The sequence below is a fragment of the Caulobacter vibrioides genome, assembly GCF_002310375.3.
GTDB lineage: Bacteria > Pseudomonadota > Alphaproteobacteria > Caulobacterales > Caulobacteraceae > Caulobacter > Caulobacter vibrioides_D.
Genome location: NZ_CP023315.3, coordinates 3,141,208 through 3,161,456 on the forward strand (window position 1 = coordinate 3,141,208; position 20,249 = coordinate 3,161,456).

Below are 20,249 nucleotides of genomic sequence, written 5' to 3' on the forward strand. Positions count from 1 at the left end.
GTCCTACTCGATCACATAACCCACGGGGCCCTGATAGGCGCGCCCCGCATTGGCGCCGGCCGGCGCCTTGACCACCTTGTTCAACCGGCCCAGCAGCACCGTGCTCATGTCGCCCGCAAAGCGCAGGCCATCGGCCGGCGTCTGCAGGTTCTGCGGCTTGGTCGGGTCGATGATGTAAGGCGTGATGATGATCACCAGCTCGGTCTGATTGTTCAGGAAGTCACGCGACCGGAACAGCGAGCCCAGGATCGGCATGCTGGTCATGCCCGGCAGCGAGTCGATCGTTTCCTTGGTGGTCTGCTGCAGCAGGCCCGCCAGCATCAGAGAGCCGCCGGAGGGCAGCTCGACCGTGCTTTCGACGCGACGCACCGACAGGCCCGGAACGGTCAGGGCGGTGTTCGTCCCCGCGCTCAGGGTGAAGGCGCCCAGGCTGGTCAGCTCCGACACCTCGGTCGACAGCTTCAGCGAGATGCGGCCGCCCGACAGCACCACCGGCGTATAGCCAAGGCCGACGCCGTAGGGCTTGAACTCGATGGTCACCTTGCCGCTCTGGTCGCTGCCGGTCGGGACGGGGAACTCGCCGCCGACCAGGAACTGGCCCGACTCGCCCGAGACCGCCGCCAGGTTCGGCTCGGCCAGGGTGCGCACCAGACCCACGCGCTCGAACGCCTGGATCATGCCCTTGGCCGAGTTCAGGCCCGCGCTGCCGGCGGTGTTCTGGACCGTGGCGATGTCGCTCTCGCGGTCCACCGCCGGCAGGTCGTAGGCGTCGGTGATGGGGTTATAACGCATCACCTGCGGCTGCTTGGTGGTGTCGGCCTTGTAGCCGCCCGTGATGCCGCCCAGCAGGCTGCCATTGACGCCATAGCTGGGCGCCATGCCGAAGGTGTACTGCGTCTCGCCCAGCTGGCCGATCACCGCGTTGAGGTCGACGCCCAGCTGCTTGATGACATTGCGCTGCACCTCGACGATGCGGACCTGCAGCATCACCTGGTCCTTGCCGGCGACGCTGATCATGTTCAGCACCTTGTCCGCCGAGCCCACGAACTGGGCGGCGATCCGGGCGGCGCCCTCGGCCTCCGCGGCGCTGCGGACCACGCCGCTCAGCACCACGCTGTCGCGGATGGGCGAGACGGTGATCTTGGCGTCGGGCATGATCTTGCCCAGGGTGGCGGCCAGTTGGTCGACGGGCTGGCTGACCCGGATGCTCAGCGACAGGATCCGGCGGCCGGCGGCGTCGAAGAAGGCCGCGTCGGTCGTGCCTTCGGCCAGGCCCACAATGTAGATGCGGCGCTTGTCGCGCAGCACCGCGTCGGCGATCTGCGGATTGGTCACCAGAAGGTCGCGGACCTCGCTGGGCAGCTCGACGATGGCCGACTTGCCCTTGGCCAGCTCCAGCGTCGCGGCGGTCTGGTCGGCGGTCATGACGATGCGGGCGACCTGATCCTCGGCGCGCATCATCACCGGCGCGGGCGGCGCGGCGGGCGCACGGGTCACGCGGGCGGGCGGGCGGTAGGTGTGCGACCCACCGAGGGGGCCATCGGCCAAGACCGGCGCGGCCGGGGCCAGCGCCAGCAGGGCGGCGGCGGAAACCGTCAGGAAGCGACGCGAAGCGGACATGGAGGCTTTCACGGAGGAGGCTGGCGCCGGGCGGCTCATGGGCGCACCGCCACGCTGGTGGTCTGGCCGCCGCGGTTGATGCGGACGGAGGAGTCGTCGCCGGCGACCGGGCGGGTCACGCCCGACGGGCCGCCCATGTCGGTGTAGGCGCGCAGGGCCAGGGTGATGGGGCCGCCAGCCTTGGCGCGGGCCAGGGTCTCGGCCTCGACGGGGCCGACCTCGAGGGTGGCGGTGGCCGCGACGATCGACTTGGCGTCCTTCTCGGCGGCCGTGGCCTGGTCGAGCGCCAGCACGCGGATGTTCTGCAGCACGGTCTCGGCGATCATGACCTTGCCGCCGGCGTCGCCAGCGGCCGGGGCGTCGCGGGTCGACAGCACGTCGACGCGATCGCCCGGCAGGATGAAGCCGCCGACGGCGGTGTCGGAGGTGACCGAGACCGACATGGCGCGCTTGCCGGGCGTCAGGACCACCGAGAGATAACCGCCCTCGCCGCCCCGCACGATCTTGCGGGGGGTGATGGGCTCGCCGACCAGGATCGGGTCGCGAACGATCGCGCCCTCGACCACCTTGGCCGGATCGCCGCCGATCATCTGGTCGGCGGTGGCGGCGACGGCCGCCTTGGCCGCATCGACCTTGCCGTCGGGCGTGGCGGGAGCGGCGCCGTTGGTGATGAAGGCCGCATTGATCGAATCACTGGGCCAGGCCTGCCAGCCCACATCGGCGGCGACCAGGCGCGTGCCGACGGGCAGGTCACGCTTGGCGACCAGGACCTGGGTCATCGGCTTGCCTTGCGCGGTCGGCGCGCCGGCGCCCTCGACCAGGCCGGTGGGCTTGGCCGGCTGGCCGCCCAGGGCGCGCTGCAGCACCACGGCCAGGCCGATGGCCGACACCGCGGCGATCAGGACGATCAATAGGCGAACGGGGCTCATGAGCAGGCTGGAACTCTAGGGTGAGCCGCACGGCCGCCGGTCCGGCGAGCGCGCACGATTCGTCAGTCAGCCTTTCTGGCCACGCCCCATGGTGGCCGCCGCATGGTTAACGCCTGCTAAAAGTTTTGCTCGGGACGTGGATCGATCGCGCGACAGGCTGTCGCGCCAGGAGTCAGCTTTGAGCGTGGCTCAACCCAGGATTCCCCGGGCCAGGGCGCCTTGCGGGAAGGCCGCCAGGGCGCCGATGGCGATGGCCACGCCATAGGGCAGGTCACCGCCCGTCGTCCCCAGTTTGCGCAGCCAGGCCGGACCACCCGCCACGGCCGGGGCGATCCACCCCGAGCGCAGGGCCAGGATGGCGAAGGTCAGGGCGCCGCCCGCCAGGCCCGTGTAGAGCATGAACGGCAAGACCGCCGGCCAGCCCAGCCACAGGGCGCAGACGGCGAACAGCTTGCCGTCGCCCCCGCCGATCCAGCCGGCGGCGAACATCCCCATGCCCAGCACCAGGGCGCCGAGGCCGACGGCCAGGCACAGGCCGATCTGCGACAGCGGCGCGCCGCTGACCAGGGCGGCGGGAACAAAGGCGGCGATCAGGGCCAGCGAGATCCAGTTGGGGATCGTGTAGCTGGTCAGGTCCTTCAACGCCCCGACGATGGCCAGGGCCGGAAAGACCAGCAGCAGCGGGATCTGGAGAGCCTGCATGGGGGCAAGACGGGCCTTGTTGCGTTCACCCCATTCTGGGGCCGCACCCGTGAAGCAATGGTTTCTTCGCGCCAGTACTCACTGTGAATTCAGAACAAAGAAAAGGGCCGAGGCGGTTAGCCTCGACCCTCTTGTTTTCGAGCGTATCGTCGAGCGTAGCGCGGGCGGCTTAGGTGCCCGCCGCCGTCGACACCGCCGTGCCGGCCTTCGTGAAGGCAAGGTCCAGCTTGGTCCCGAGGGTCGTGACGGCGGTCACGATGACCACGGCGATCAGGGCGACGATCAGGCCGTATTCGATGGCGGTGGCGCCGGATTCGTCTTGGGCGAAGGCTTTGAGCAGGCGCGTCATAGGAACGCTCTCCAAGGTTGAAGTCACAACCTGAAATGTACTTTCGGGCCATGAAGTCTTGGTGAGACTTTGTGGTTAAACCACAGTAACGCCTGAGCGTCGGCCGCGTCTTCGCAGGGTTCGGAACAAAGAAAAGGGCCGAGGCGGTTAGCCTCGACCCTCTTCTTTTCGAGCGTGGCGCGGGTGGCTTAGGTGCCAGCCGCCGTCGACACCGCCGTACCGGCCTTCGTGAAGGCGAGGTTCAGCTTGGTGCCGAGGGTCGTGACAGCGGTCACGATGACCACGGCGATCAGGGCGACGATCAGGCCATATTCGATGGCCGTGGCGCCGGATTCATCCTTCAGGAAGCGAGTGACGAACTTGGTCATGACTTGGTCTCCTAAACCAGAGCTAGTTGATTTGAGGCTCTCAAGCCGTTCGACTTGCTCACCCCCGAAAACACGATCAATTTCGCCGACTGCACTTAATGGCCAGTAAACAGCGAATAGTTTCCGGCGATTTTATTTTGGTTTATTTGTATTTACCGTTATTTGTTCTTAACCATGCACGCCGCGAGCACGCTCAAGCCCTTTTGATTCAACAACTTTCTCAAGCGACGCTTGGCCGCACGTCTGTGGATTTTAGTCTTTTGTTGACCAAACAAAGTGATCTTGGGGGCTGTTCGGATCCGGGATCGGAAACCCTCATGCGTCGTCTCTCCCTCGTCATCGCCGCCTTCGCGACCCTTTCGGGCGCCGCCGCGGGGGCTCAGACCCTGGCGGTCGCGCCGGTTTCGGCGACGAGCGCGACCGGCGCCGTGTCGGTGGACCTACCCGTCTCCGCCGGCCAGGCCTCGTATGTGAGCCTCACGGGCCCGGTGCGAGACATCGTGGTGGGCGACCCCAGCATCGCCGATGTCAGCGTCGTCAACGACCGCACCCTCGTGGTGCTGGGCAAGCGGCCCGGCGTGACCAGCCTGCTGGCCTTCGGCCCCGGCGGCCGCCCGCTGGCCGACCGTCAGGTGGTGGTCTCCGAGAACGGCGGCGGCGGCGTCACCGTCTATCGCGGCGCCACGGCCAGCAACTACGCCTGCGCCGCCCAGTGCACGCGCCTGGGCGCCGGCGCGCCGTAGGCAAGAGCCCGGCCTGTCCGCGCCCCTCACGTACACGCGCGTCCTAACCTGTAGTTAGGATCGTTCGACTAGCGTGCTGGTGAAAGCAGGATGGCTCGCCGCATGGCTTCACGCTCCCTCATCGCCCGCGCACGTCTACGGCTGGCTCGTTCGGCCGGCCGTTTCGCGCGCGCCGACGAAGGCGCGACCGCCGTCGAGTTCGCCCTGGTGGCCATCCCGTTCCTGATGCTGCTGTTCGCCATCATCGAGCTGGGCCTGGTGTTCCTGGTCTCCATCACGCTCGAAAGCGCGGTGATCGACGCCGGCCGCACCATCCGCACCGGCCAGGTCCAGACCGCCGGCAGCGACGCGAACGCCTTCAAGACCGCCGTCTGCAACCGCATGAACTGGCTGGGCTCCAAGTGCTTGACCGCGCTGCGCATCGATGTGCGCACCTTCACCGACTACGCGACCGGCACCACCTCGGCGACCAACACCACGGTGCCGACCACGATGAACTGGAACCCCGGCGTGGCCGGCTCCATCGTTCTGGTGCGCGCCTACTACACCTGGCCGCTGATCACCCCGATGCTGAACACCGGCCTGCAAAACTCGAACGGCAACCGGATCATCTACGCGGCCACCTCGTTCACCAACGAGCCCTACGACCAATGAGCCGCCGTCGCCCCCTCTCCGGCTTCTGGCGCGACAAGCGCGGCGTCTCGGCCGTCGAGTTCGCCCTGATCGCGCCCGTGATGATCATCATGTACTGCGGCCTCGCCGAGGTGACCCAGGCGATGATGGCCCAGCGGCGGCTGTCGAACATCGCCTCGCAGATCGGCGACCTGGTGGCCCAGAGCAGCCAGACGGGTCCCAACAAGATGACCGACGTCTTCACGATCGGCTCGATCATCATGGCGCCCTTCCCCACCGCGCCGCTGAAGATGTGCGTCGCCAGCGTGACCTCGGACTCGACCGGCCGCGACACCGTGGCCTGGTCGCGGGCGTCGGCCAGCGGGATGACCAACTGCCCGGCCCAGGGCGCGGTGCTGACCAATGTGCCCGTCGGCGTGCTCCCGGCCAGCCAGAGCGTCATCCTGGCCCGCGCCAGCTACGCCTACGCCTCGCCGATCAAGCTGGTGCTGCCGACCACCATCACCTTCCAGCGCACCTTCTACCTGCGCCCGCGCAAGGTGGACGCGGTCATCTGGTCGACGTTGAACTAGAGCTCAAAATCTTACGATTGAATCGCGCAGGTCGCACCTGGCGGTCGCAAACTCGAACGTCCGCTTCATGCCCCGAAGCCAACGGGGAGAAGCGACCCTGAGCGGAACGTAACGACGTCCGCTAGTCGGACGCTCGTCTGGAAGACGGAGCGGTGCGTTGCTGGCGTCATAACCTCGTCAGATTTGTGCGAATCCAGGTGGCCTTCTCACGAACATGCTCGTTCGGGTGCGACGCGGCGACGGTCACGATTGCTGCACAGTCTTCGAAATTTACGAGGCTTGAGGTCAAGAGCTGATCGACAATACCAATCCCCCACATCTGTGTCTGGTCGTCCGGGTCGTTCAGATATAGCGGAATCCACTGCAGCGCGTGGCTATCGGCTACGACGCGCAGGAGTTCGACGGCTGCTCGCCGATCCTCAACCTGATCTGCCTCCAAATAGATTTGATGGCACCGATCCATCGCCGAGCGGGGATGCAGTAGCCACAGCACCGAGCGCGCCAGTTCAGAACCCGGCTCTCCGGAAATGTAGTAGTCAACGCTAGCCCGTATCGCGTCAGCACCCAGCAGTTTCTCAAGCGCTTCGAGCCCAGCACGTGCGCCTCCGGACTCGGCCCCCCCCTTCCGTCGACCTAATAAGGCCAAGCTGGTTAGCAAGCGATCGCCAGTCAATATTCTCGGGCAGGCTCATTATTCGAGGAAACTAGAGACAGGCGCGACGCCGTCAATGTCGGATAACCACCCTTCCGCGACTCTGGCGAGGTCCGCTTACGGGCGGAAGGCTCGCCCCGCTTCGTCCGCCCTGGGCGCGCCAGCGGCGGTTCCAAGCGTCTTATTCGATCCACTAGGACGCGACGCCGAAAGTGGGCGCCGGATAGGAAGCCCGATCGCAGAGGGCCCCTAGGACTCCAAGATCGCGTTCAGCCGCGCCGCCAGCCCATGCGCGGGCAGCGCCCGATCGCCCAGCCGTGACACCGGCCGCGCCCCGATCAGGCTGTTGGTCAGGACCACCGCCTCGGCGCGGGCCAGCGCCTCGATCCCGACCGCGACCTCCTCGACCGGCTCGGCCGCCAGCAGGCGCGCGCGGGTGATCCCCGCCAGCACGCCACAGTCGAGGCGCGGCGTGAACAGCCGCCCGTCCGCCAGCCAGACCAGGTTCGCCGCGCTCGCGCAGGCGATCTCGCCGCGATTGTTCAGCATCACCGCCTCGTCGGCCCCGGCGCTCCGCGCCTCGGCCCGCGCCAGGACGTTGTCGAGATAGGCCAGGGTCTTCAGGCGCGAGGCCGGCGAGCCTTCGTTGCGGCGGGTGGTCGCCACGATCAGCGCGGCGGGCGTCGTGACCGGCGTCGAGGGCGCGGCGGTGGCGAACAGACGTGGCGTCGGCGCGTCCGGTCGATCCAGCCCCCGCCCGCCGGAGCCGGCGGTCAGGGTCAGGCGCACCGCAAAGCGTCCCGCCCCGGGCGCGGCGCCCAGGGCCACGCGCTGGGCCGCGTCGCGATCAAACGACAGCCCCAAGACCGCGCAGCCGGCGGCCATCCGGTCAAGATGGGCCGGCAGGTGCGCGATCACCCCGTCGACGGCCAGCAGGGTCTCGAACAGCCCATCGCCCAGCAGCAGGCCCCGGTCGTTCAGCGGGACGGCGTCCGGCGTGGTCATTGGGTGAGCGCCTTTTGCAGGGCCGCGATCTTGGCCTCGGTCTCCAGGCGCTCGCCGCGCGGGTCGCTGTCGGCGACAATCCCCGCCCCCGCCCGGGCCTCCAGCCGCCAGCCCCGGCTGTCCTGAACAAGGCCGACGGTGCGGATCAGCACGCTGGAGTCGAACGCGCCATCGACCCCGGCCCAGAACAGGCTGCCGCAATAGGGCCCGCGCGGCGGCTCAAGCGCGGCGATCACCTTCATGGCCTGCACCTTGGGCGCGCCGGTGATCGAGCCCGGCGGGAAGCTGGCCCGCAGCAGGTCGGCGACGCCGCGCCCCGGCGCTAGGCGCGCGGTGACGGTCGAGACCAGGTGATGGACATTGGCGAAGCTCTCGACCGCGAACAGGGTGGGCGCGCGCACGCTGCCGGCCGGCGAGACCCGGGCCAGGTCGTTGCGCATCAGGTCGACGATCATCAGGTTCTCGGCCCGGTCCTTGTCACTGGCCAGCAGCTCGGCGGCCAGGGCGTGGTCCTCGGCGGCGTCGCGCCCCCGGGGGCGCGTGCCCTTGATCGGCTGGGTCTGAATCGCGCCGGACGGGTCCAGCTTCAGGAACCGCTCGGGCGAGTTGGAGACCAGCGCCCGGCCGGGCAGGCGCCAATAGGCCGAGAACGGCGCGGGGCTCTGCTGGCGCAGCCGCACGAACAAGTCGAACGGATCAACGCCCGTCGCCAGCCGCCCCGTCCAGGCGCGGGCGATATTGGCCTGGAAGATCTCGCCCCCGACGATCCGCTCGACCACCTGCGCCACGGCGGTCTCGTAGGCGGCGGCGTCGCTGGCGACGAGATCGGCGCAGAGCGGGCCGGCGGGTTCGGCGCGCTCGGCTGCGGCGACCTCCAGCCAGGCCAGGGCGTCGCGAGCGCGCGCGTCCGCCTCGGCCTCGGACTCGCCGCGCCCCACGGCGATCACCTGACGGGTGTGATGGTCGAAGGCCAGCACGGCGGCGTAGCGGGCGCAGGTCAGGTCCGGCCAGTCGGTGCGCGAAAGCCCCAGGTCCTCGACCCGATCGCCCAGCTCATAGGCGCCCAGACCCACGACACCGCCCTGGAACGGCGGACCGTCGGGATAGGTCGGCAGGCGGGGGCCGACCAGTTCGGCGAGAGCCGTGAAGGGGTCGGCGCTGTCAGTGTCCGACAGACTCAGCGTCGCGTCCGGCGCCCGCAACAGATACGACCACCGCCCCGCCCCGCCGGTGACCAGCGCGCAGGCGTAAGGCTCGTCCCGAAAGGGCGCCAACGCCCAGACCGGCTCGCGCCACGGGGCGGTGAGGAGAGCGACATGCCGCATGGCGTGGTGATAGCGGGCTCGACGGGGCTAGGCCAGTGCGAGGCCCCTCTCTCATGGATGTCCCCGTTCTGAACATTCGAAGGGAGGGCGTCGCGAAGCGAAGTTCGTATTTCAGCAGCGACAATGGTCAATCTGAATGCTTGATGATAGCTTTGAAAAACACAGGAAGGTCAGGCTTTGGGGGCCAGCCTTCAAGGGGGATTTATGGCAACCGAAACTCAGCGCATATATGTGCTGGATTGTCTGCGCTTTATAGGTGTCACTTTTGCGCTGTTTTCACACGCCGCACTGACGCTTGAACTTTATTCAGGAACAGGGTCTGGGCAAGCGCTTAAGCTCATGACCCGAACCGCAACGCCCACACTGCTTATACTGTTTGGGATTATGATTGAAATTGCTTACACAAGGCGCTTCGATAGAAGCCCGCGCGATGCAATAAGGCGGACAATACACAGATCTATTGAGTGCTATCTTGCACTTACGCTGGCCGCTGCACTTATGATTGTAAAGAATGATATTCCAACGTTTTTCAATCAAGTTGTACTTGCGGAACCAGTAACTAATTTCGAGATATACCGGCTTTATAGCCTGCTGCTCCTAGCAGTTCCAGCGCTTCTATTGCTTCGCCAGCGCCTTGGCCCTATCGGCTACGCCATCCCGATCGTACTTATCGGGGGATATCATGTGCTGTTTGCCGCAAGCCGCCCACTGGCCGCGCCACTGACAGAATGGGGCGCGCTACTCGGCATAGGCGGGCTTCGCGGACCGTCTCTGGTACACTCTGTGGGTTTAGTCCTCGTCGGCATGTGCGCCGGAACCTATTTTAGCCGCTCACACGTGAGATCCGGCCTTGTAGCTCTAGTAGCCTCTATCGTGACAGCCGCCTCTGTCGTGGCCTGGGGCTTGTTGTCCTTAGGGCCGGACAAGTTCGCGAACGGCATCACCGATATCTCGCAATTCAGAAACCACAATTCTCCCTATTACTTTGCCTACGGCATAGTATCGATGCTGCCATTATTTTGCGCCGCAATGTCCATCTCCATTGTCCGGCAGCGCCATATTCAAGACGCGATTACAATCGTAGGCGGCAATACTTTTTCATACTTCTTTGTCGGTAACTTGTTCCTAGCCGCTATATCTATCGCTGCCCCTAAATCTGGTTGGGCCGGCCTTATCGTAATCCCCGCAGCTATCGCTGCGACGCTTGTATGGGTTCTATTCCAGCGCCGCTTTCCAAAAATTAAAGCCGTAAAAGACGCGGCGATCCTTTGGTTTGTTGACCTTCTAGTACGGAAACCAGCCGCCACATCAGCTCAACCTCAGGACATCAAAGCGTGAATGTAGGCGGGCCATCTTAGCTTGTTCCGACCACAATCCAGCTTTCCGGGAGTAGGGAAGTCGGATTGTCGGTCAGGCTAATCGGCGCCCCGTCGATCGGGCCGCAACTAAGTATGAACGTAGTATGCGGGGCGGCATCTGCGCCGGATGTCGACTTGCCCCCGCGGCGTTGACTACGCATTAGGCCATAGTGATTCCGTAAAGCGCACAGCGGCGCACACGTCTCAGACTGGGCTGCGCCCACGATCTTTGAGCCTTGCGCCGAAACGTCGCGAAGATGGGCCGCTGCCATCTTAGTCAAGAGGCTCTCTTGCTGAATCGATGAGTCAGTGCTCGTCAATTCAAGCGCGCGGATCCTGTCTTCAGAGCGGTTATGGAAGCTGTTCCCGCCAGACCGGTTACACCCTAGTCTCTACCGAAAGCGCCACCCCACCGTTTGCCAATGTCGGTCTATTCTCCTTATTCCCGACGGAGGGGGACCGCGAAGCAGCGGCCGGAGCCCCCCCCTCAGCTCTCCCGTCCCCCGCCCTTAACCGTGAATAGCCCCAACAGTCCCAGCGCCAGCAGGACAGCGATCGGGATGAAGCCGGCCACCTGGCTGGCGAACATCTTGGTGGCCAGGGCGACCAGCAGCGAGCCGACCCACATGGTCGCCGTGCCCGACAGCGAGAACAGGCCAAAGAACGCCGCCATCCGGTCGGGCGGGGCCAGGCGCACCAGCAGGGTGCGGCTCGAGGCGTACTGCGCGGTGACGAAGACGGCGATCAGCAGGCCAAGGCCCAGATAGATCAGCTCCGGCAAGGTGCGGAACAACGGGCCGTTCCAGACGGCGGGATGGGTGGCCGCGTCCCAGGTCCAGAAGAACAGGATCTTCTCGCGGCCCATGCCCAGCGTGCCGAGCAGCACGAGAATACAGATCCCGACCTCCAGCTGAACCGCCCGTCGGGGGCCGAGGGTCTTGTCCAGCCACGGCGCGATCAGCCCGCCCAGCACCCCGAAGATCGACAGCGAGATTCCGTAGGCCAGCATCTCCAGCTCGCCCCACTTCATCAGCCCCGCCGCGAACAGACCGCCAAAGATCAACAGGGCGGTCATGCCGTCGCAATACAGCATCCGCGCGCCGAGAAACTTGGCGACGTCGGCGTGGCCCTTGAGGTTTCTGAAGGTGTCGATGAGCAGCTTCACGCCTTCCTTCAGCGAGGCGACGAACGACACCCCAGTGCGCGGCGCATCGCGCGTCCACAGGAAGAACGGGATCGCGCCCAGCAGCATCACCGCTCCGGCCAGCGGTCCGACGATCCGGCTGGGCTCATGGTCGGCCTGGCTGAGGCCAAACAGCGGGCCGGCCGGTACGAACGACCACGACACCTGGCCGGGCAGCACGAAGGCCCACATCACGAAGATCAGCAGCGCCACCGACAGGCCGTTGGCGACCGCATAGCCGAGGCCCGACAGCACCGGCTCCTGGCCCTTCTCGGCGGCGCGCGACAGCAGCGAGTTCTGCAGCACGTCGCCGCAATTGTAGACGACGCCCAGGATGATCAGGAACGCTCCGATCAGCCCCACCGGCAGCGCACCGGGCGTGGCCCACCAGAGGCCGAACAACAGCGGGACCATGATCGCCAGGCCCAGCGCCATCAGCGGCTTGCGCGGGCCATACCGCTCAATCGAGGCGCCCAGGATCGGCGCCAGCAGCGCGGTCAGCAGGCCATAGGTGGTGGAGATGTCGGCCACCGTCGCCTGGCCCTTGACCGGATCGCCGATCAGCACCCGCGAGAAGTACGGCGCGAACACATAGATGGTGACCAGGATCACATAGGGGTCGCGCGTGCCCTGGTGCAGGATCCAGCTCAGCGCACCCTTGGAGAGCTTGCCGGTCGGCGGCGGCGTGAGAACGTCTTCCCGCCCCTCCGCGCCGGCGACATCGCTCAAGCCCGGAGGCGTCCCCGCCAACTCACTCATACCCTAACCCCCAAGAACAGTCCTCTGGCGGGACCGTCAGGCGAGGTTGGCGGTTAAACGGGTGTTTGTCACCTTACCGATTGGGGCGGCCCACTCCCGACTCCCCGGCGAACGCCGGGGCCCAGATTCATCCGGAGCGGTTTGGGTGGGCCCGCTCGCTGTCCGAGCAGGCACGACGACGTCAGCGGGTTCGATCTGGGCCCCGGCATTGGCTTCGCCGCACTGACGTGTCGCCGGGGAGGTCGGAGGCTTCGGACCCTAAAGCAGAATATGCGCCGCCACCGCCTCGCGCGTCGCCGCGTCCAGGCCCACAGCGTTTTCCAGGTAGCCGTCCAGCGAGCCGTACTGATCCTTGATCGCGGCGAAGGCCGCCGCCAGGTAGCGGGCCTCGACGCCCATGGCCGCGCGCATCGCCGCCTCGGTGGGTCGCTTGCCGGTCATCTCGAAGATGTTGTTCAGGAAGATGTGGCCGCGCCGCTCGAAGCGGGTCGGGTCGTTGGTCAGGAGGTAGTCGTCGATGACGTCGTCGTCCGAGACGCCCGCGATATGATGAGTCAGGGCCGCCAGGATGCCGGTGCGGTCCTTGCCCGCCGCGCAGTGGATCAGCACCGCGCCCTCGCCCCTGGCCACCGCCTGGAAGTAGCGGCTGAACAGATCCAGGTGCCGTTCCTTGAACGGCGCGCGGCGGTAGTACTCGTCCATGTAGTCGTGGATCGACTCCAGCGACAGATCCGACTCCTTGAGGAAGGTGTGCCAGGGATCCTCGCCGGTGATGCCGAGATCATTGTCGATCACCTGGGCCGAAAAGCCGTCCCACCGCCGCGACGGCGCGCGCTCGCGCTCGTTGGGGCGGCGCAGGTCCACCAGGGTGGCGATGCCCAGCGAGGCCAGGTGCGCGAGGTCCGCCTCGGTCGCCTCGGCCTGGTGGGCGGCGCGAAACAGGACGCCCTTCTTCAACCGCCCTTCGCCGGCGGCGTAGTCGCCGAAGTCACGGAAATTCTCGACGCCTTGCAGGGGGATCAGTCTGGTCATGGGCAGGTGACTTATCGAATGGGCGCGCGGCTGGAAAGCGCCCCCTTCGTCACGCGGCCTTGCCGCGCGACACCTCCCCCGTTGCACGGGTGAGGAGGACGCCGCTCCCCTCCTGCCCCGCTTGCGGGGGAGGTGGATCGGCGCGGATACGCGACGAGACGGAGGGGGCTAATCGAGCGAGGTTGCCGCCATCAAAAACAAACGCTATAATTTAAATAATTCCCCCTGCAATCTCTACGTTGCGGATTGGCCATCAGGAGATTTTGTAAAAATGTCTGCCCGAGATCGCCTAGAAGACGAGATCTACTTTTTGAATGCTTTTCGACTCCGTGGAGTCAATTTGGAAGAGATTGAAACCTCCATTCACACCCTTACAAGAATGCTGGAAAAGCTGAACTTGAGCTACTAGCATCGAAGGACATTCTATCGATGCTGGACTAGCTCGAAACTGCCTCACCACCATTTCGCCTTGCGGTCCTCGGCGGTCGCTGGCTTGGCGCGCCACAGGAAGACGAAGTTGCGGTGCTCGGCCCAGGTCTGGCCCTCCAGGCCACCGGAGCCTTGGCAGACGCTGGTGTGATAGGGCCCCGCGCCATCGGTGGTGCGGAAGCTGGCGCAGGTGCGGCCGCCGGCGGTCTTCCAGCGACCGGCCAGGATCTCGCTGTCATAGAAGCTGCCGGTCACGGTACCGTCGGCTTCGAGCTTCAGCGTCATGCCCTTGTAGTAGGGCTCCGACGGCGTGGCCGACAGGTCGACGACCCAGTCTCCAGCGAGCGGCCCTGGCGGGGTCGCCGTCTGCAGGGAAAGGGCGAGCATCACGGCCAGCATGGGCGTCTCCAACGGCGATCGATAACGCTGTTACGCAGCAAGTGTAGCGGTGGATGGCTGGGCGCTGTCCCCCAAAAAGCGTGTCATCCCGGGCGGCGCAGCCGACCCGGGACCCAGGGGGTGAAAGAACTCAGTGCCAGTCGCCCCTGGGTCCCGGCTCTACGCGCGACGCGCTCCGGCCGGGATGACACCAGGAGAAAACCCCCTACCGCCGCAACAACGGCTGGATGCGGTCCTGCAGCGGCTGGTCGATATAGCGGTGGAACAGCCACGCCCCGCCATAGGCCAGGGGGAAGCCGGCCAGCCACATCAGCCACTGCCAGCCGATGCCGATCGGCACGGTGTCGATCAGCTTGTGCACCGCGCTCCAGTAGATCACGCCGACAAAGATGTGGGTGATGAACAGGGCGAACGACAGCTTGGCGCCCTCCTCGATCCACCGCTGCGGACGCTTGACCGGCAGGCGGCCGGCGCCCAGCACGATCATGGCGATGGCCAGGAGCGAGGGCGCGTCGAACAGCAGCGGATCGGGCAAGGCGTAGCGGTCCAGCGGCTGGGTGATGACCAGCAAAGCCACCCCGCCCCACAGCAGGGCGTGGGCCGCGCCTTCCGAGGGCCAGCGCATGTCGACGGTACGCGCCAGACAGACGCCCAGGATGAACAGCGGCAGGGCCCGCACCACGCCGAACTGGAACCGCAGGTCCGCCAGCCCCTGGTCGAACACCGTCTCGGCCAGCACCTCGAACGCGGCCAGGATCACCAGACCCAGCAGCGGCAGAAGCCAGGCGTGGCGGATCTTGCTGACCGCGCGCCAGAAGCTGGGGAACAGGGCATAGCAGATGATCAGCGCCGACAGGCTCCAGCTGGGCAGGTTCCAACCGTCGCTGGGGAAGCCCCAGGCGTGGATCAGCAGGGCCTGCGGAACCATCTGGTCCCAGGCGAAGCGGCTGGGCTTGTGGGCGTCGGTGCCGATGGCGTTCAGCACCACGACCAGCACCGCCAGCATGGCCAGCACCGCCAGGTGCCCAGGCCACACGCGCGCGGCGCGACGCACCCAGAACTGCGGCGTGCTCAGCCGCCCGCTCAGGGTCGAGGCGCCATAGGCCCGGCCCAGCACATAGCCCGACAAGATGAGAAAGAAGTCGGTGGCCAGAAAGCCGCGCGAGAACACCTGAGCGAAGCGCTCGATCCGCATCGGGCTCTCGGCGCCATAGTGGTAGACGACGATCAGCAGCGAGGCGAGAAAGCGCAGGAAATCCAGCGCCCCGCCCCGCACGTTTTCCTTGCCCGAAACATGGCTCACCGACTGAGCCGTCGGCTCGGTCGCAACGGGGGTCCCGTCGGAGGGAATCTGGGGCGGCGCGGCGGTCACCATGGCCGCATAGCAAAGCCCGTCCGGAGGCGGAAGCCGTCTCCCGAACCCTCGTCTTGCGCTATGGCGTCGCGGACACTATCTGCAACTGAAGTTGTTTCTAAAAGGCAGCATCGCCATGTCCCGCATGCCCGTTCTCTTCGTCGGCCACGGCTCGCCGATGAACGCCATCGAGGACAACGCCTGGCGCCGCGACTGGGCGCGGCTGGGGCGTGAGCTGCCCCGCCCCAAGGCCATCCTGATGGTCAGCGCCCATTGGGAGACGCGCGGCGCCTCGGCGGTCAGCGCGGCGGCCGCGCCCGAGACGATCCACGACTTCTTCGGCTTCCCACAGGCCCTGTTCGATGTGCGCTATCCGGCGCCGGGCGACCCGGACCTGGCGGCGCGGGTGGCCGACCTGCTGGCGCCCGACACGGTGGTCCAGCACCCGACGCGCGGCCTCGACCACGGCGCCTGGGGCGTGCTGGCCCCGATGTATCCGGACGCGGACATTCCCGTCGTCCAGCTGAGCCTCGATCGCGACCGCAGCGACCGTTGGCACTACGAGGCCGGCCGGCGCCTGGCCCCGCTGCGCGACGAGGGCGTGCTGATCATGGGCAGCGGCGACATCGTCCACAACCTGCGCGCCGCCGACTTCCGCCGCCCCGAAGCCCCGCCTTGGGCCGATCGCTTCAACGAGACCGCCAAGCAGCTGATCCTGGCCGGCGACCACGACCCGCTGATCGACTGGCGCACCCTCGGCCCCGACGCCGAGGCCTCGATCAACAGCGCTGAACACTACCTGCCGCTACTCTACGTGCTGGGCGCCCAGACGCCGGGCGAGCCGGTGAGCTTCTTCACCGACGATGTGTTTGCGGCGATCTCGATGACGGGGGTGCAGGTGGGGTGAGGCGAGCGCCCCCTCACCTCAAAAAAAACCGTGTCATCCCGGCCGCAGCGCGCAGCGCGGAGAGCCGGGACCCAGGGGCGGCCTCACTGCGCTTGGCCCCTGGGTCCCGGGTCGGCTCCGCCGCCCGGGATGACACGGTACTTGAACTCGGAACCTACAACACCCCCGCCGCCGCCTTCGCCGCCGCCACCCGCTCGTCCATGCCCTGGCCGTAAAGCGCCGTGATCCGCTCCAGCACCGCCGCCGGCGCAGTCTCGGGCCGCCCCGCGTTGAACGGCGGGGCCGGCGCATACTCCACGGCCAGCTGGATGCCCTGGGCCATCTCCTCGCCGGCCAGTTCGGCGATCAGCGTCAAGGCGAAGTCGATGCCCGCCGTCACTCCGCCGCCGGTGATGTAGCGGCCGTCCCGCGCCACCCGCGCGGCGTCGGGAATGGCGCCGAACAGCGCCAGCTGGTCGCGCCAGGCCCAGTGGCAGGCCGCCCGCTTGCCCTTCAAGAGCCCCGCCGCCGCCAGCACCAGCGAGCCGGTGCACACCGAGCAGACATAGCGCGCGCCATCGGCCAGTCGCCGGATCTCCGCGATAAAGTCAGGATCGCCCATCGCCTGGGTCGTGCCAAAGCCGCCCGGCACGATCAGCACGTCGCAGGTCTCGATGTCCGACAGCCTGGGCAGGCGGGCGAACACCAGGCCGTCGGCCTCGATCTCGCCGCCGGCCAGGCTGGCCACGGTGACCTTGGCGCCGGGCAGGCGGCAGAGCACCTGATGCGGGCCGGTGAAGTCCAGGTGCGTGACACCCGGGAACAGGGCGATCACGATCTGCAGGGTCTGGCTCATGCGATGGTCTCCGTCACAGTCTCGCGCGAAGATGACTCGACGGGGCGCTGGCGGAAATGACATAGTTCCCGCGATTTCAGCCAAGGCGTCCGCCATGTCCCGCGCGATCGGCTTTCTCGTCTATCCGGGCTTCCAGCTGCTGGACGCCACCGGCCCGATCGCGGCGTTCGAGATCGCCGGCCGGCTGACGCCGGGCGCCTACAGCCTGCACTTTCTGTCGCTGCGCGGGGGTCTCGTCCCCAGCACCTCGGGCATGGTCGTACAGACCAAGGCCCTGGCCGAGGCCCCGCCGCTGGACACCCTGCTGATCGCCGGCGGCGACGCCGTGAAGGTTCCAGCCAGTTGCCCCGAAACCCTGGCCTTTGTCCGCCAGACCGGCCGCTCGGCCCGCCGCGTGGCCAGCGTCTGTTCAGGAACCTATGTTCTGGCTGAGGCGGGCCTCTTGGACGGCAAGCGCGCCACCACCCACTGGAGCCGGACCAAGGACTTCCAGCGCCGTTACCCCAACATCAAGCTCGAGCCCGACCGCATCTGGGTTCAGGACGGGTCGGTGTGGAGCTCGGCGGGCATCACCGCCGGCATTGACCTGTCCCTGGCCCTGATCGGCGCCGACGAGGGCGAGGCCGTCGCCCGCCGCACGGCCCAGCAACTGGTGGTCTATCACCACCGCCCGGGCGGCCAGTCGCAGCACTCGGCGCTCATTGACCTGCGCCCCGGCCGCTTCGACGCCCTGCTCTCCTGGGCGCGCCAGAACCTGTCCGAGCCCTTGACCGTCGAACAGTTGGCCGACCGCGCCGCCATGAGCCCGCGCAACTTCGCCCGCCTGTTCGCCCAGGAGACCGGCGTCACCCCGGCCAAGGCCATCGAACGCCTGCGCGTCGAAGCCGCGCGGGCTCTGCTCGACAGCCAGCCGCTGCAGGTCGAGGACGTGGCGCTGGAGACGGGTTTTGGCGATCCGGAGCGGATGCGGCGGGCGTTCATCAGGGCGTTCGGACAGCCGCCCCAGGCGCTGCGACGGGCGCGGGCTGTCGCGATCCCTCTCTCTTAGAGAGAGGGAGGGGCCCGCGCCGAAAGGCGCGGGAGGGTGAGTGGTTACGAGGTCAGCCGCGCCCCCTCAGACCGTTCAGCCGCTCTTCGACCCTGCCCTGTCCGGAAAGCGCGTACCCACTCACCCTCCCACCGCTTCGCGGCGGGCCCCTCCCTCTCTCCATGAGAGAGGGATTCTGATTGGCCGCCCCCTAAAGCCCTCTCCGGTCCCGCGATCTCGGATCGTCCGCAACCTCCCCCGAATGTAGCACCCCGTCGATCGCGCGGCCCCGCCAGGCTAAGGTGCTGTCGTAGATCGGCGCGTCGGGGTCGATCAGCGACAGCAGAACCCCTTCGGTCTCGGGCTCCAAGGCCCCGGTGATCACGCCATCCGGCCTCACACAAAACGAGGGCCAGCAGCTTCGCGGCGCCGACGAGTTCGGACAGCTGATCCACATATTGTTGTTCGAGGCGCTGGCGATCATGCCCGCCGGCATGGTGATGGCCGGCAGCGTCGTCCCGCCGGTCAGGTGATGGCTTCCGACGTCAGCCTCCATCGCCGCGAAGCGTTCGACCGAGAGCCCGCCCGCGTGGAAGCCGTGGAACATCAGCCGCACGCCCAGCCGGTGATAGGCGCGGTAGAGTTCCGGATAACGATAGTCGTGGCAGATCAGCACGCCGCAGCGCACGCCGTTGATCTCGAAGACGGCGAAGTGGTCGCCCGGCGTATAGTGGGCCAGGTCCCCGGTCAGGCCCGCCGCGTCGCCGGCGCAGAACCGCTTGTCATAACGGTCGACCAGCGCGCCCGAGGCGTCGATGACATAGGCGCAGTTGTGCGGCTTTCGCCCTTCGGACAGCGGATGGGCCGAGCCCAGGATGGTCCAAAGCTTCAGTTCGCCGGCCAGGTCCATGACCCTACGGGTCGCGGCCTCCAGGCGCGGCCAGTCGAACCCGTCGAAGCCGTCGAAGCCGTCGAAGCTTGCGAAATCGACGCCGGCATAGCCCGACAGGGCCGCTTCCGGGACATGAATGACGTCCGCGCCGCCCGCCCGGGCTTGGCGCATCAGGCGTTCGATCGCCGCCAGATTGGCGGCGATGTCGGCGCAGACGGCGAACTGGACGGTGGCGACGGTCAGACTCATCCGCCCCGCTCCGCCCGCAGGATCGCCACCTCGTCCTGCAGCTGCGCCAGACGTTCGGCGTGTTCGCGGCATAGCACCATCAGCTCGTCGCTGCGCAGGGCGTCCAGCTTGTCGATCACCCGCATGATCTCCAGCTCGGCGCGCAGGTTGACCGCATAGTCGTGCTCGGCGGACAGCCGATCCTTAGCCGCCTGGCGGTTCTGGCTCATCATGATCACTGGGGCCTGGATCGCCGCCACGGTCGAGAGCAGGAGGTTCAGGAAGATGAACGGATAGGGGTCGAACGCCAGGTGCAGCGGCTTGAGCGCCAGGTTCACCCCGATCCACAGCAGCAGCGCCAGGCCAAAGCCGCCGATGAAGCTCCACGAGCCGCCGATGGCCGCGACCTTGTCGGCCAGACGCGTCCAGAAGGTCCCCTCGTCGAGGATGGTGCGCGGATCCGAGGGCTGCTCGGCCAGGATCAGGTCGATGACCCGCTTCTGGACGTCGTTGAGATCGGCGTAGGACTTGCCCAGCAGGTCCATCGAAAGCTGGTCGAGGCGGTCGTGCGACATGGGAAGAGACTCGGCGAGGACGCGGACCCCATCATCGGCGGCGCGCCCCGAACGTGACAAGGCCGCGATTGACAGGCCCGCCTCGGCAAGGCGACGCTTTGACCGTCGGGTGGGGCCGACCAGATTCACACCCTCAGAGGAGAAGCGCCATGGCCCATAAGTTCGTAATCAAGAAGAACAAGGCCGGCGAGTTCGTCGCCTACTTTACCTACAACAGCGAAACCATCTTCTGGACCGAGGGCTATGCGTCCAAGGCCTCGGCCAAGAACGCCATCGAGTCGATCAAGAAGAACGGCCCGGACGCCGAGATCGACGACCAGACGGACTGATCGGTCCGGACCAGAGGCTCCCTCGCGATGCGGGGGAGCTGTCG

At 66.9% G+C, this 20,249-nt stretch carries 22 protein-coding genes and 2 pseudogenes; 8 read left to right on the forward strand and 16 right to left on the reverse strand.

From position 1 onward, the window contains the following. Positions 1-3: 3 nt before the first annotated feature. The 5 genes from CA606_RS14875 to CA606_RS14895 all read right to left on the reverse strand — a co-directional run bounded on the left by CA606_RS14875 (position 4) and on the right by CA606_RS14895 (position 3,968). The gene (locus CA606_RS14875) at positions 4-1,659 is read right to left on the reverse strand and encodes a type II and III secretion system protein family protein (RefSeq protein WP_096050407.1); all 1,656 of its coding nucleotides are present in this window, start codon (positions 1,657-1,659) and stop codon (positions 4-6) included. Beyond that, positions 1,656-2,549: a Flp pilus assembly protein CpaB gene (gene cpaB / locus CA606_RS14880; protein WP_096050406.1), complete on the reverse strand. Its 894-nt coding sequence runs from the start codon at positions 2,547-2,549 to the stop codon at positions 1,656-1,658. Before cpaB ends, CA606_RS14875 begins: the two co-directional genes overlap by 4 nt. Positions 2,550-2,738: 189 nt before the next feature. Next, the gene (locus CA606_RS14885; protein ID WP_096050405.1) at positions 2,739-3,251 is read right to left on the reverse strand and encodes an A24 family peptidase; all 513 of its coding nucleotides are present in this window, start codon (positions 3,249-3,251) and stop codon (positions 2,739-2,741) included. Between the two features lie 169 nt (positions 3,252-3,420). Further along, positions 3,421-3,600 carry a Flp family type IVb pilin gene (locus CA606_RS14890; protein ID WP_096050404.1) on the reverse strand — a complete coding sequence of 60 codons (180 nt, stop codon included), beginning with the start codon at positions 3,598-3,600 and terminating at the stop codon, positions 3,421-3,423. Positions 3,601-3,788: 188 nt separating this feature from the next. After that, a complete protein-coding gene (locus CA606_RS14895; protein WP_062095805.1) occupies positions 3,789-3,968 on the reverse strand; it encodes a Flp family type IVb pilin in 180 nt (59 codons plus the stop codon). Positions 3,969-4,285: 317 nt separating this feature from the next. On the opposite strand from CA606_RS14895, the gene CA606_RS14900 reads away from it, so the two are divergent. From CA606_RS14900 to CA606_RS14910, 3 genes are all read left to right on the forward strand, one after another. Next, positions 4,286-4,711: a pilus assembly protein N-terminal domain-containing protein gene (locus tag CA606_RS14900; RefSeq protein WP_096050403.1), complete on the forward strand. Its 426-nt coding sequence runs from the start codon at positions 4,286-4,288 to the stop codon at positions 4,709-4,711. Between the two features lie 102 nt (positions 4,712-4,813). Beyond that, positions 4,814-5,365 (forward strand): TadE/TadG family type IV pilus assembly protein, encoded by a 552-nt coding sequence (locus CA606_RS14905; RefSeq protein ID WP_096053763.1) that lies wholly within the window; start codon positions 4,814-4,816, stop codon positions 5,363-5,365. Further along, a complete protein-coding gene (locus CA606_RS14910) occupies positions 5,362-5,916 on the forward strand; it encodes a TadE/TadG family type IV pilus assembly protein (RefSeq protein ID WP_096050402.1) in 555 nt (184 codons plus the stop codon). Before CA606_RS14905 ends, CA606_RS14910 begins: the two co-directional genes overlap by 4 nt. 166 nt (positions 5,917-6,082) lie before the next feature. On the opposite strand, the gene CA606_RS19775 is transcribed toward CA606_RS14910, so the two are convergent. The 3 genes from CA606_RS19775 to pabB all read right to left on the reverse strand — a co-directional run bounded on the left by CA606_RS19775 (position 6,083) and on the right by pabB (position 8,898). Next, entirely contained in the window at positions 6,083-6,589 is a 507-nt protein-coding gene (locus CA606_RS19775; protein WP_097563468.1) for a hypothetical protein, read from the reverse strand. A 228-nt stretch (positions 6,590-6,817) separates the two neighbouring features. Beyond that, complete coding sequence (locus CA606_RS14920) at positions 6,818-7,573, reverse strand: aminotransferase class IV (protein WP_096050400.1); 756 nt, start codon at positions 7,571-7,573, stop codon at positions 6,818-6,820. Then, positions 7,570-8,898, reverse strand: a complete 1,329-nt coding sequence (pabB, locus tag CA606_RS14925) for an aminodeoxychorismate synthase, component I (protein ID WP_096050399.1) — start codon at positions 8,896-8,898, stop codon at positions 7,570-7,572. Before pabB ends, CA606_RS14920 begins: the two co-directional genes overlap by 4 nt. 204 nt (positions 8,899-9,102) lie before the next feature. Between pabB and CA606_RS14930 the strand changes: the two genes are divergently transcribed. Continuing rightward, a complete protein-coding gene (locus tag CA606_RS14930; protein ID WP_181242609.1) occupies positions 9,103-10,236 on the forward strand; it encodes a hypothetical protein in 1,134 nt (377 codons plus the stop codon). A 507-nt stretch (positions 10,237-10,743) separates the two neighbouring features. On the opposite strand, the gene CA606_RS14935 is transcribed toward CA606_RS14930, so the two are convergent. The 5 genes and pseudogenes from CA606_RS14935 to CA606_RS14950 form a co-directional block, all read right to left on the reverse strand. After that, complete coding sequence (locus CA606_RS14935) at positions 10,744-12,198, reverse strand: MFS transporter (protein ID WP_181242610.1); 1,455 nt, start codon at positions 12,196-12,198, stop codon at positions 10,744-10,746. Between the two features lie 258 nt (positions 12,199-12,456). Beyond that, complete coding sequence (locus tag CA606_RS14940; RefSeq protein WP_096050398.1) at positions 12,457-13,230, reverse strand: tyrosine-protein phosphatase; 774 nt, start codon at positions 13,228-13,230, stop codon at positions 12,457-12,459. Positions 13,231-13,279: 49 nt separating this feature from the next. Further along, positions 13,280-13,399 (reverse strand): annotated as a pseudogene (locus CA606_RS20230) (hypothetical protein); the annotation flags it as partial. Between the two features lie 284 nt (positions 13,400-13,683). Further along, a complete protein-coding gene (locus CA606_RS14945) occupies positions 13,684-14,070 on the reverse strand; it encodes a hypothetical protein (protein ID WP_096050397.1) in 387 nt (128 codons plus the stop codon). 193 nt (positions 14,071-14,263) lie between these two features. After that, positions 14,264-15,430, reverse strand: coding sequence for an acyltransferase family protein (locus CA606_RS14950; RefSeq protein ID WP_181242906.1), 1,167 nt, complete (start codon positions 15,428-15,430; stop codon positions 14,264-14,266). Positions 15,431-15,548: 118 nt separating this feature from the next. Here CA606_RS14950 and ygiD point away from each other — a divergent pair, with 118 nt between their 5' ends. Next, a complete protein-coding gene (gene ygiD / locus CA606_RS14955) occupies positions 15,549-16,319 on the forward strand; it encodes a 4,5-DOPA dioxygenase extradiol (protein ID WP_096050395.1) in 771 nt (256 codons plus the stop codon). A gap of 30 nt (positions 16,320-16,349) precedes the next feature. Continuing rightward, positions 16,350-16,462: pseudogene (locus tag CA606_RS20670) on the forward strand (hypothetical protein); the annotation flags it as partial. An 11-nt stretch (positions 16,463-16,473) separates the two neighbouring features. On the opposite strand, the gene CA606_RS14960 reads toward CA606_RS20670, so the two are convergent. Further along, a complete protein-coding gene (locus CA606_RS14960; RefSeq protein WP_181242611.1) occupies positions 16,474-17,154 on the reverse strand; it encodes a DJ-1/PfpI family protein in 681 nt (226 codons plus the stop codon). 94 nt (positions 17,155-17,248) lie between these two features. Between CA606_RS14960 and CA606_RS14965 the strand changes: the two genes are divergently transcribed. Further along, positions 17,249-18,202: a GlxA family transcriptional regulator gene (locus tag CA606_RS14965; RefSeq protein WP_096050393.1), complete on the forward strand. Its 954-nt coding sequence runs from the start codon at positions 17,249-17,251 to the stop codon at positions 18,200-18,202. Positions 18,203-18,392: 190 nt separating this feature from the next. On the opposite strand, the gene CA606_RS14970 is transcribed toward CA606_RS14965, so the two are convergent. Together CA606_RS14970 and CA606_RS14975 are read right to left on the reverse strand one after the other, a co-directional pair. Then, positions 18,393-19,322: a carbon-nitrogen hydrolase family protein gene (locus tag CA606_RS14970; RefSeq protein WP_096050392.1), complete on the reverse strand. Its 930-nt coding sequence runs from the start codon at positions 19,320-19,322 to the stop codon at positions 18,393-18,395. Then, positions 19,319-19,876: a DUF1003 domain-containing protein gene (locus CA606_RS14975; protein ID WP_096050391.1), complete on the reverse strand. Its 558-nt coding sequence runs from the start codon at positions 19,874-19,876 to the stop codon at positions 19,319-19,321. Before CA606_RS14975 ends, CA606_RS14970 begins: the two co-directional genes overlap by 4 nt. 149 nt (positions 19,877-20,025) lie before the next feature. On the opposite strand from CA606_RS14975, the gene CA606_RS14980 reads away from it, so the two are divergent. Next, the gene (locus CA606_RS14980; protein WP_096050390.1) at positions 20,026-20,205 is read left to right on the forward strand and encodes a YegP family protein; all 180 of its coding nucleotides are present in this window, start codon (positions 20,026-20,028) and stop codon (positions 20,203-20,205) included. Positions 20,206-20,249 lie beyond the last annotated feature (44 nt).

Coding starts and splice junctions, on each gene's coding strand:
- CA606_RS14920 (WP_096050400.1), bottom strand. CDS start 7,573: ATGACCACGCCGGACGCCGTCCCGCTGAACGACCGGGGCCTGCTGCTG.
- pabB (WP_096050399.1), bottom strand. CDS start 8,898: ATGCGGCATGTCGCTCTCCTCACCGCCCCGTGGCGCGAGCCGGTCTGG.
- CA606_RS14875 (WP_096050407.1), bottom strand. CDS start 1,659: ATGAGCCGCCCGGCGCCAGCCTCCTCCGTGAAAGCCTCCATGTCCGCT.
- CA606_RS14940 (WP_096050398.1), bottom strand. CDS start 13,230: ATGACCAGACTGATCCCCCTGCAAGGCGTCGAGAATTTCCGTGACTTC.
- CA606_RS14885 (WP_096050405.1), bottom strand. CDS start 3,251: ATGCAGGCTCTCCAGATCCCGCTGCTGCTGGTCTTTCCGGCCCTGGCC.
- CA606_RS14900 (WP_096050403.1), top strand. CDS start 4,286: ATGCGTCGTCTCTCCCTCGTCATCGCCGCCTTCGCGACCCTTTCGGGC.
- CA606_RS14965 (WP_096050393.1), top strand. CDS start 17,249: ATGTCCCGCGCGATCGGCTTTCTCGTCTATCCGGGCTTCCAGCTGCTG.
- CA606_RS14970 (WP_096050392.1), bottom strand. CDS start 19,322: ATGAGTCTGACCGTCGCCACCGTCCAGTTCGCCGTCTGCGCCGACATC.
- CA606_RS14980 (WP_096050390.1), top strand. CDS start 20,026: ATGGCCCATAAGTTCGTAATCAAGAAGAACAAGGCCGGCGAGTTCGTC.
- CA606_RS14910 (WP_096050402.1), top strand. CDS start 5,362: ATGAGCCGCCGTCGCCCCCTCTCCGGCTTCTGGCGCGACAAGCGCGGC.
- CA606_RS14975 (WP_096050391.1), bottom strand. CDS start 19,876: ATGTCGCACGACCGCCTCGACCAGCTTTCGATGGACCTGCTGGGCAAG.
- CA606_RS14960 (WP_181242611.1), bottom strand. CDS start 17,154: ATGAGCCAGACCCTGCAGATCGTGATCGCCCTGTTCCCGGGTGTCACG.
- CA606_RS14905 (WP_096053763.1), top strand. CDS start 4,814: ATGGCTTCACGCTCCCTCATCGCCCGCGCACGTCTACGGCTGGCTCGT.
- CA606_RS14930 (WP_181242609.1), top strand. CDS start 9,103: ATGGCAACCGAAACTCAGCGCATATATGTGCTGGATTGTCTGCGCTTT.
- CA606_RS14890 (WP_096050404.1), bottom strand. CDS start 3,600: ATGACGCGCCTGCTCAAAGCCTTCGCCCAAGACGAATCCGGCGCCACC.
- cpaB (WP_096050406.1), bottom strand. CDS start 2,549: ATGAGCCCCGTTCGCCTATTGATCGTCCTGATCGCCGCGGTGTCGGCC.
- CA606_RS14895 (WP_062095805.1), bottom strand. CDS start 3,968: ATGACCAAGTTCGTCACTCGCTTCCTGAAGGATGAATCCGGCGCCACG.
- CA606_RS14935 (WP_181242610.1), bottom strand. CDS start 12,198: ATGAGTGAGTTGGCGGGGACGCCTCCGGGCTTGAGCGATGTCGCCGGC.
- ygiD (WP_096050395.1), top strand. CDS start 15,549: ATGTCCCGCATGCCCGTTCTCTTCGTCGGCCACGGCTCGCCGATGAAC.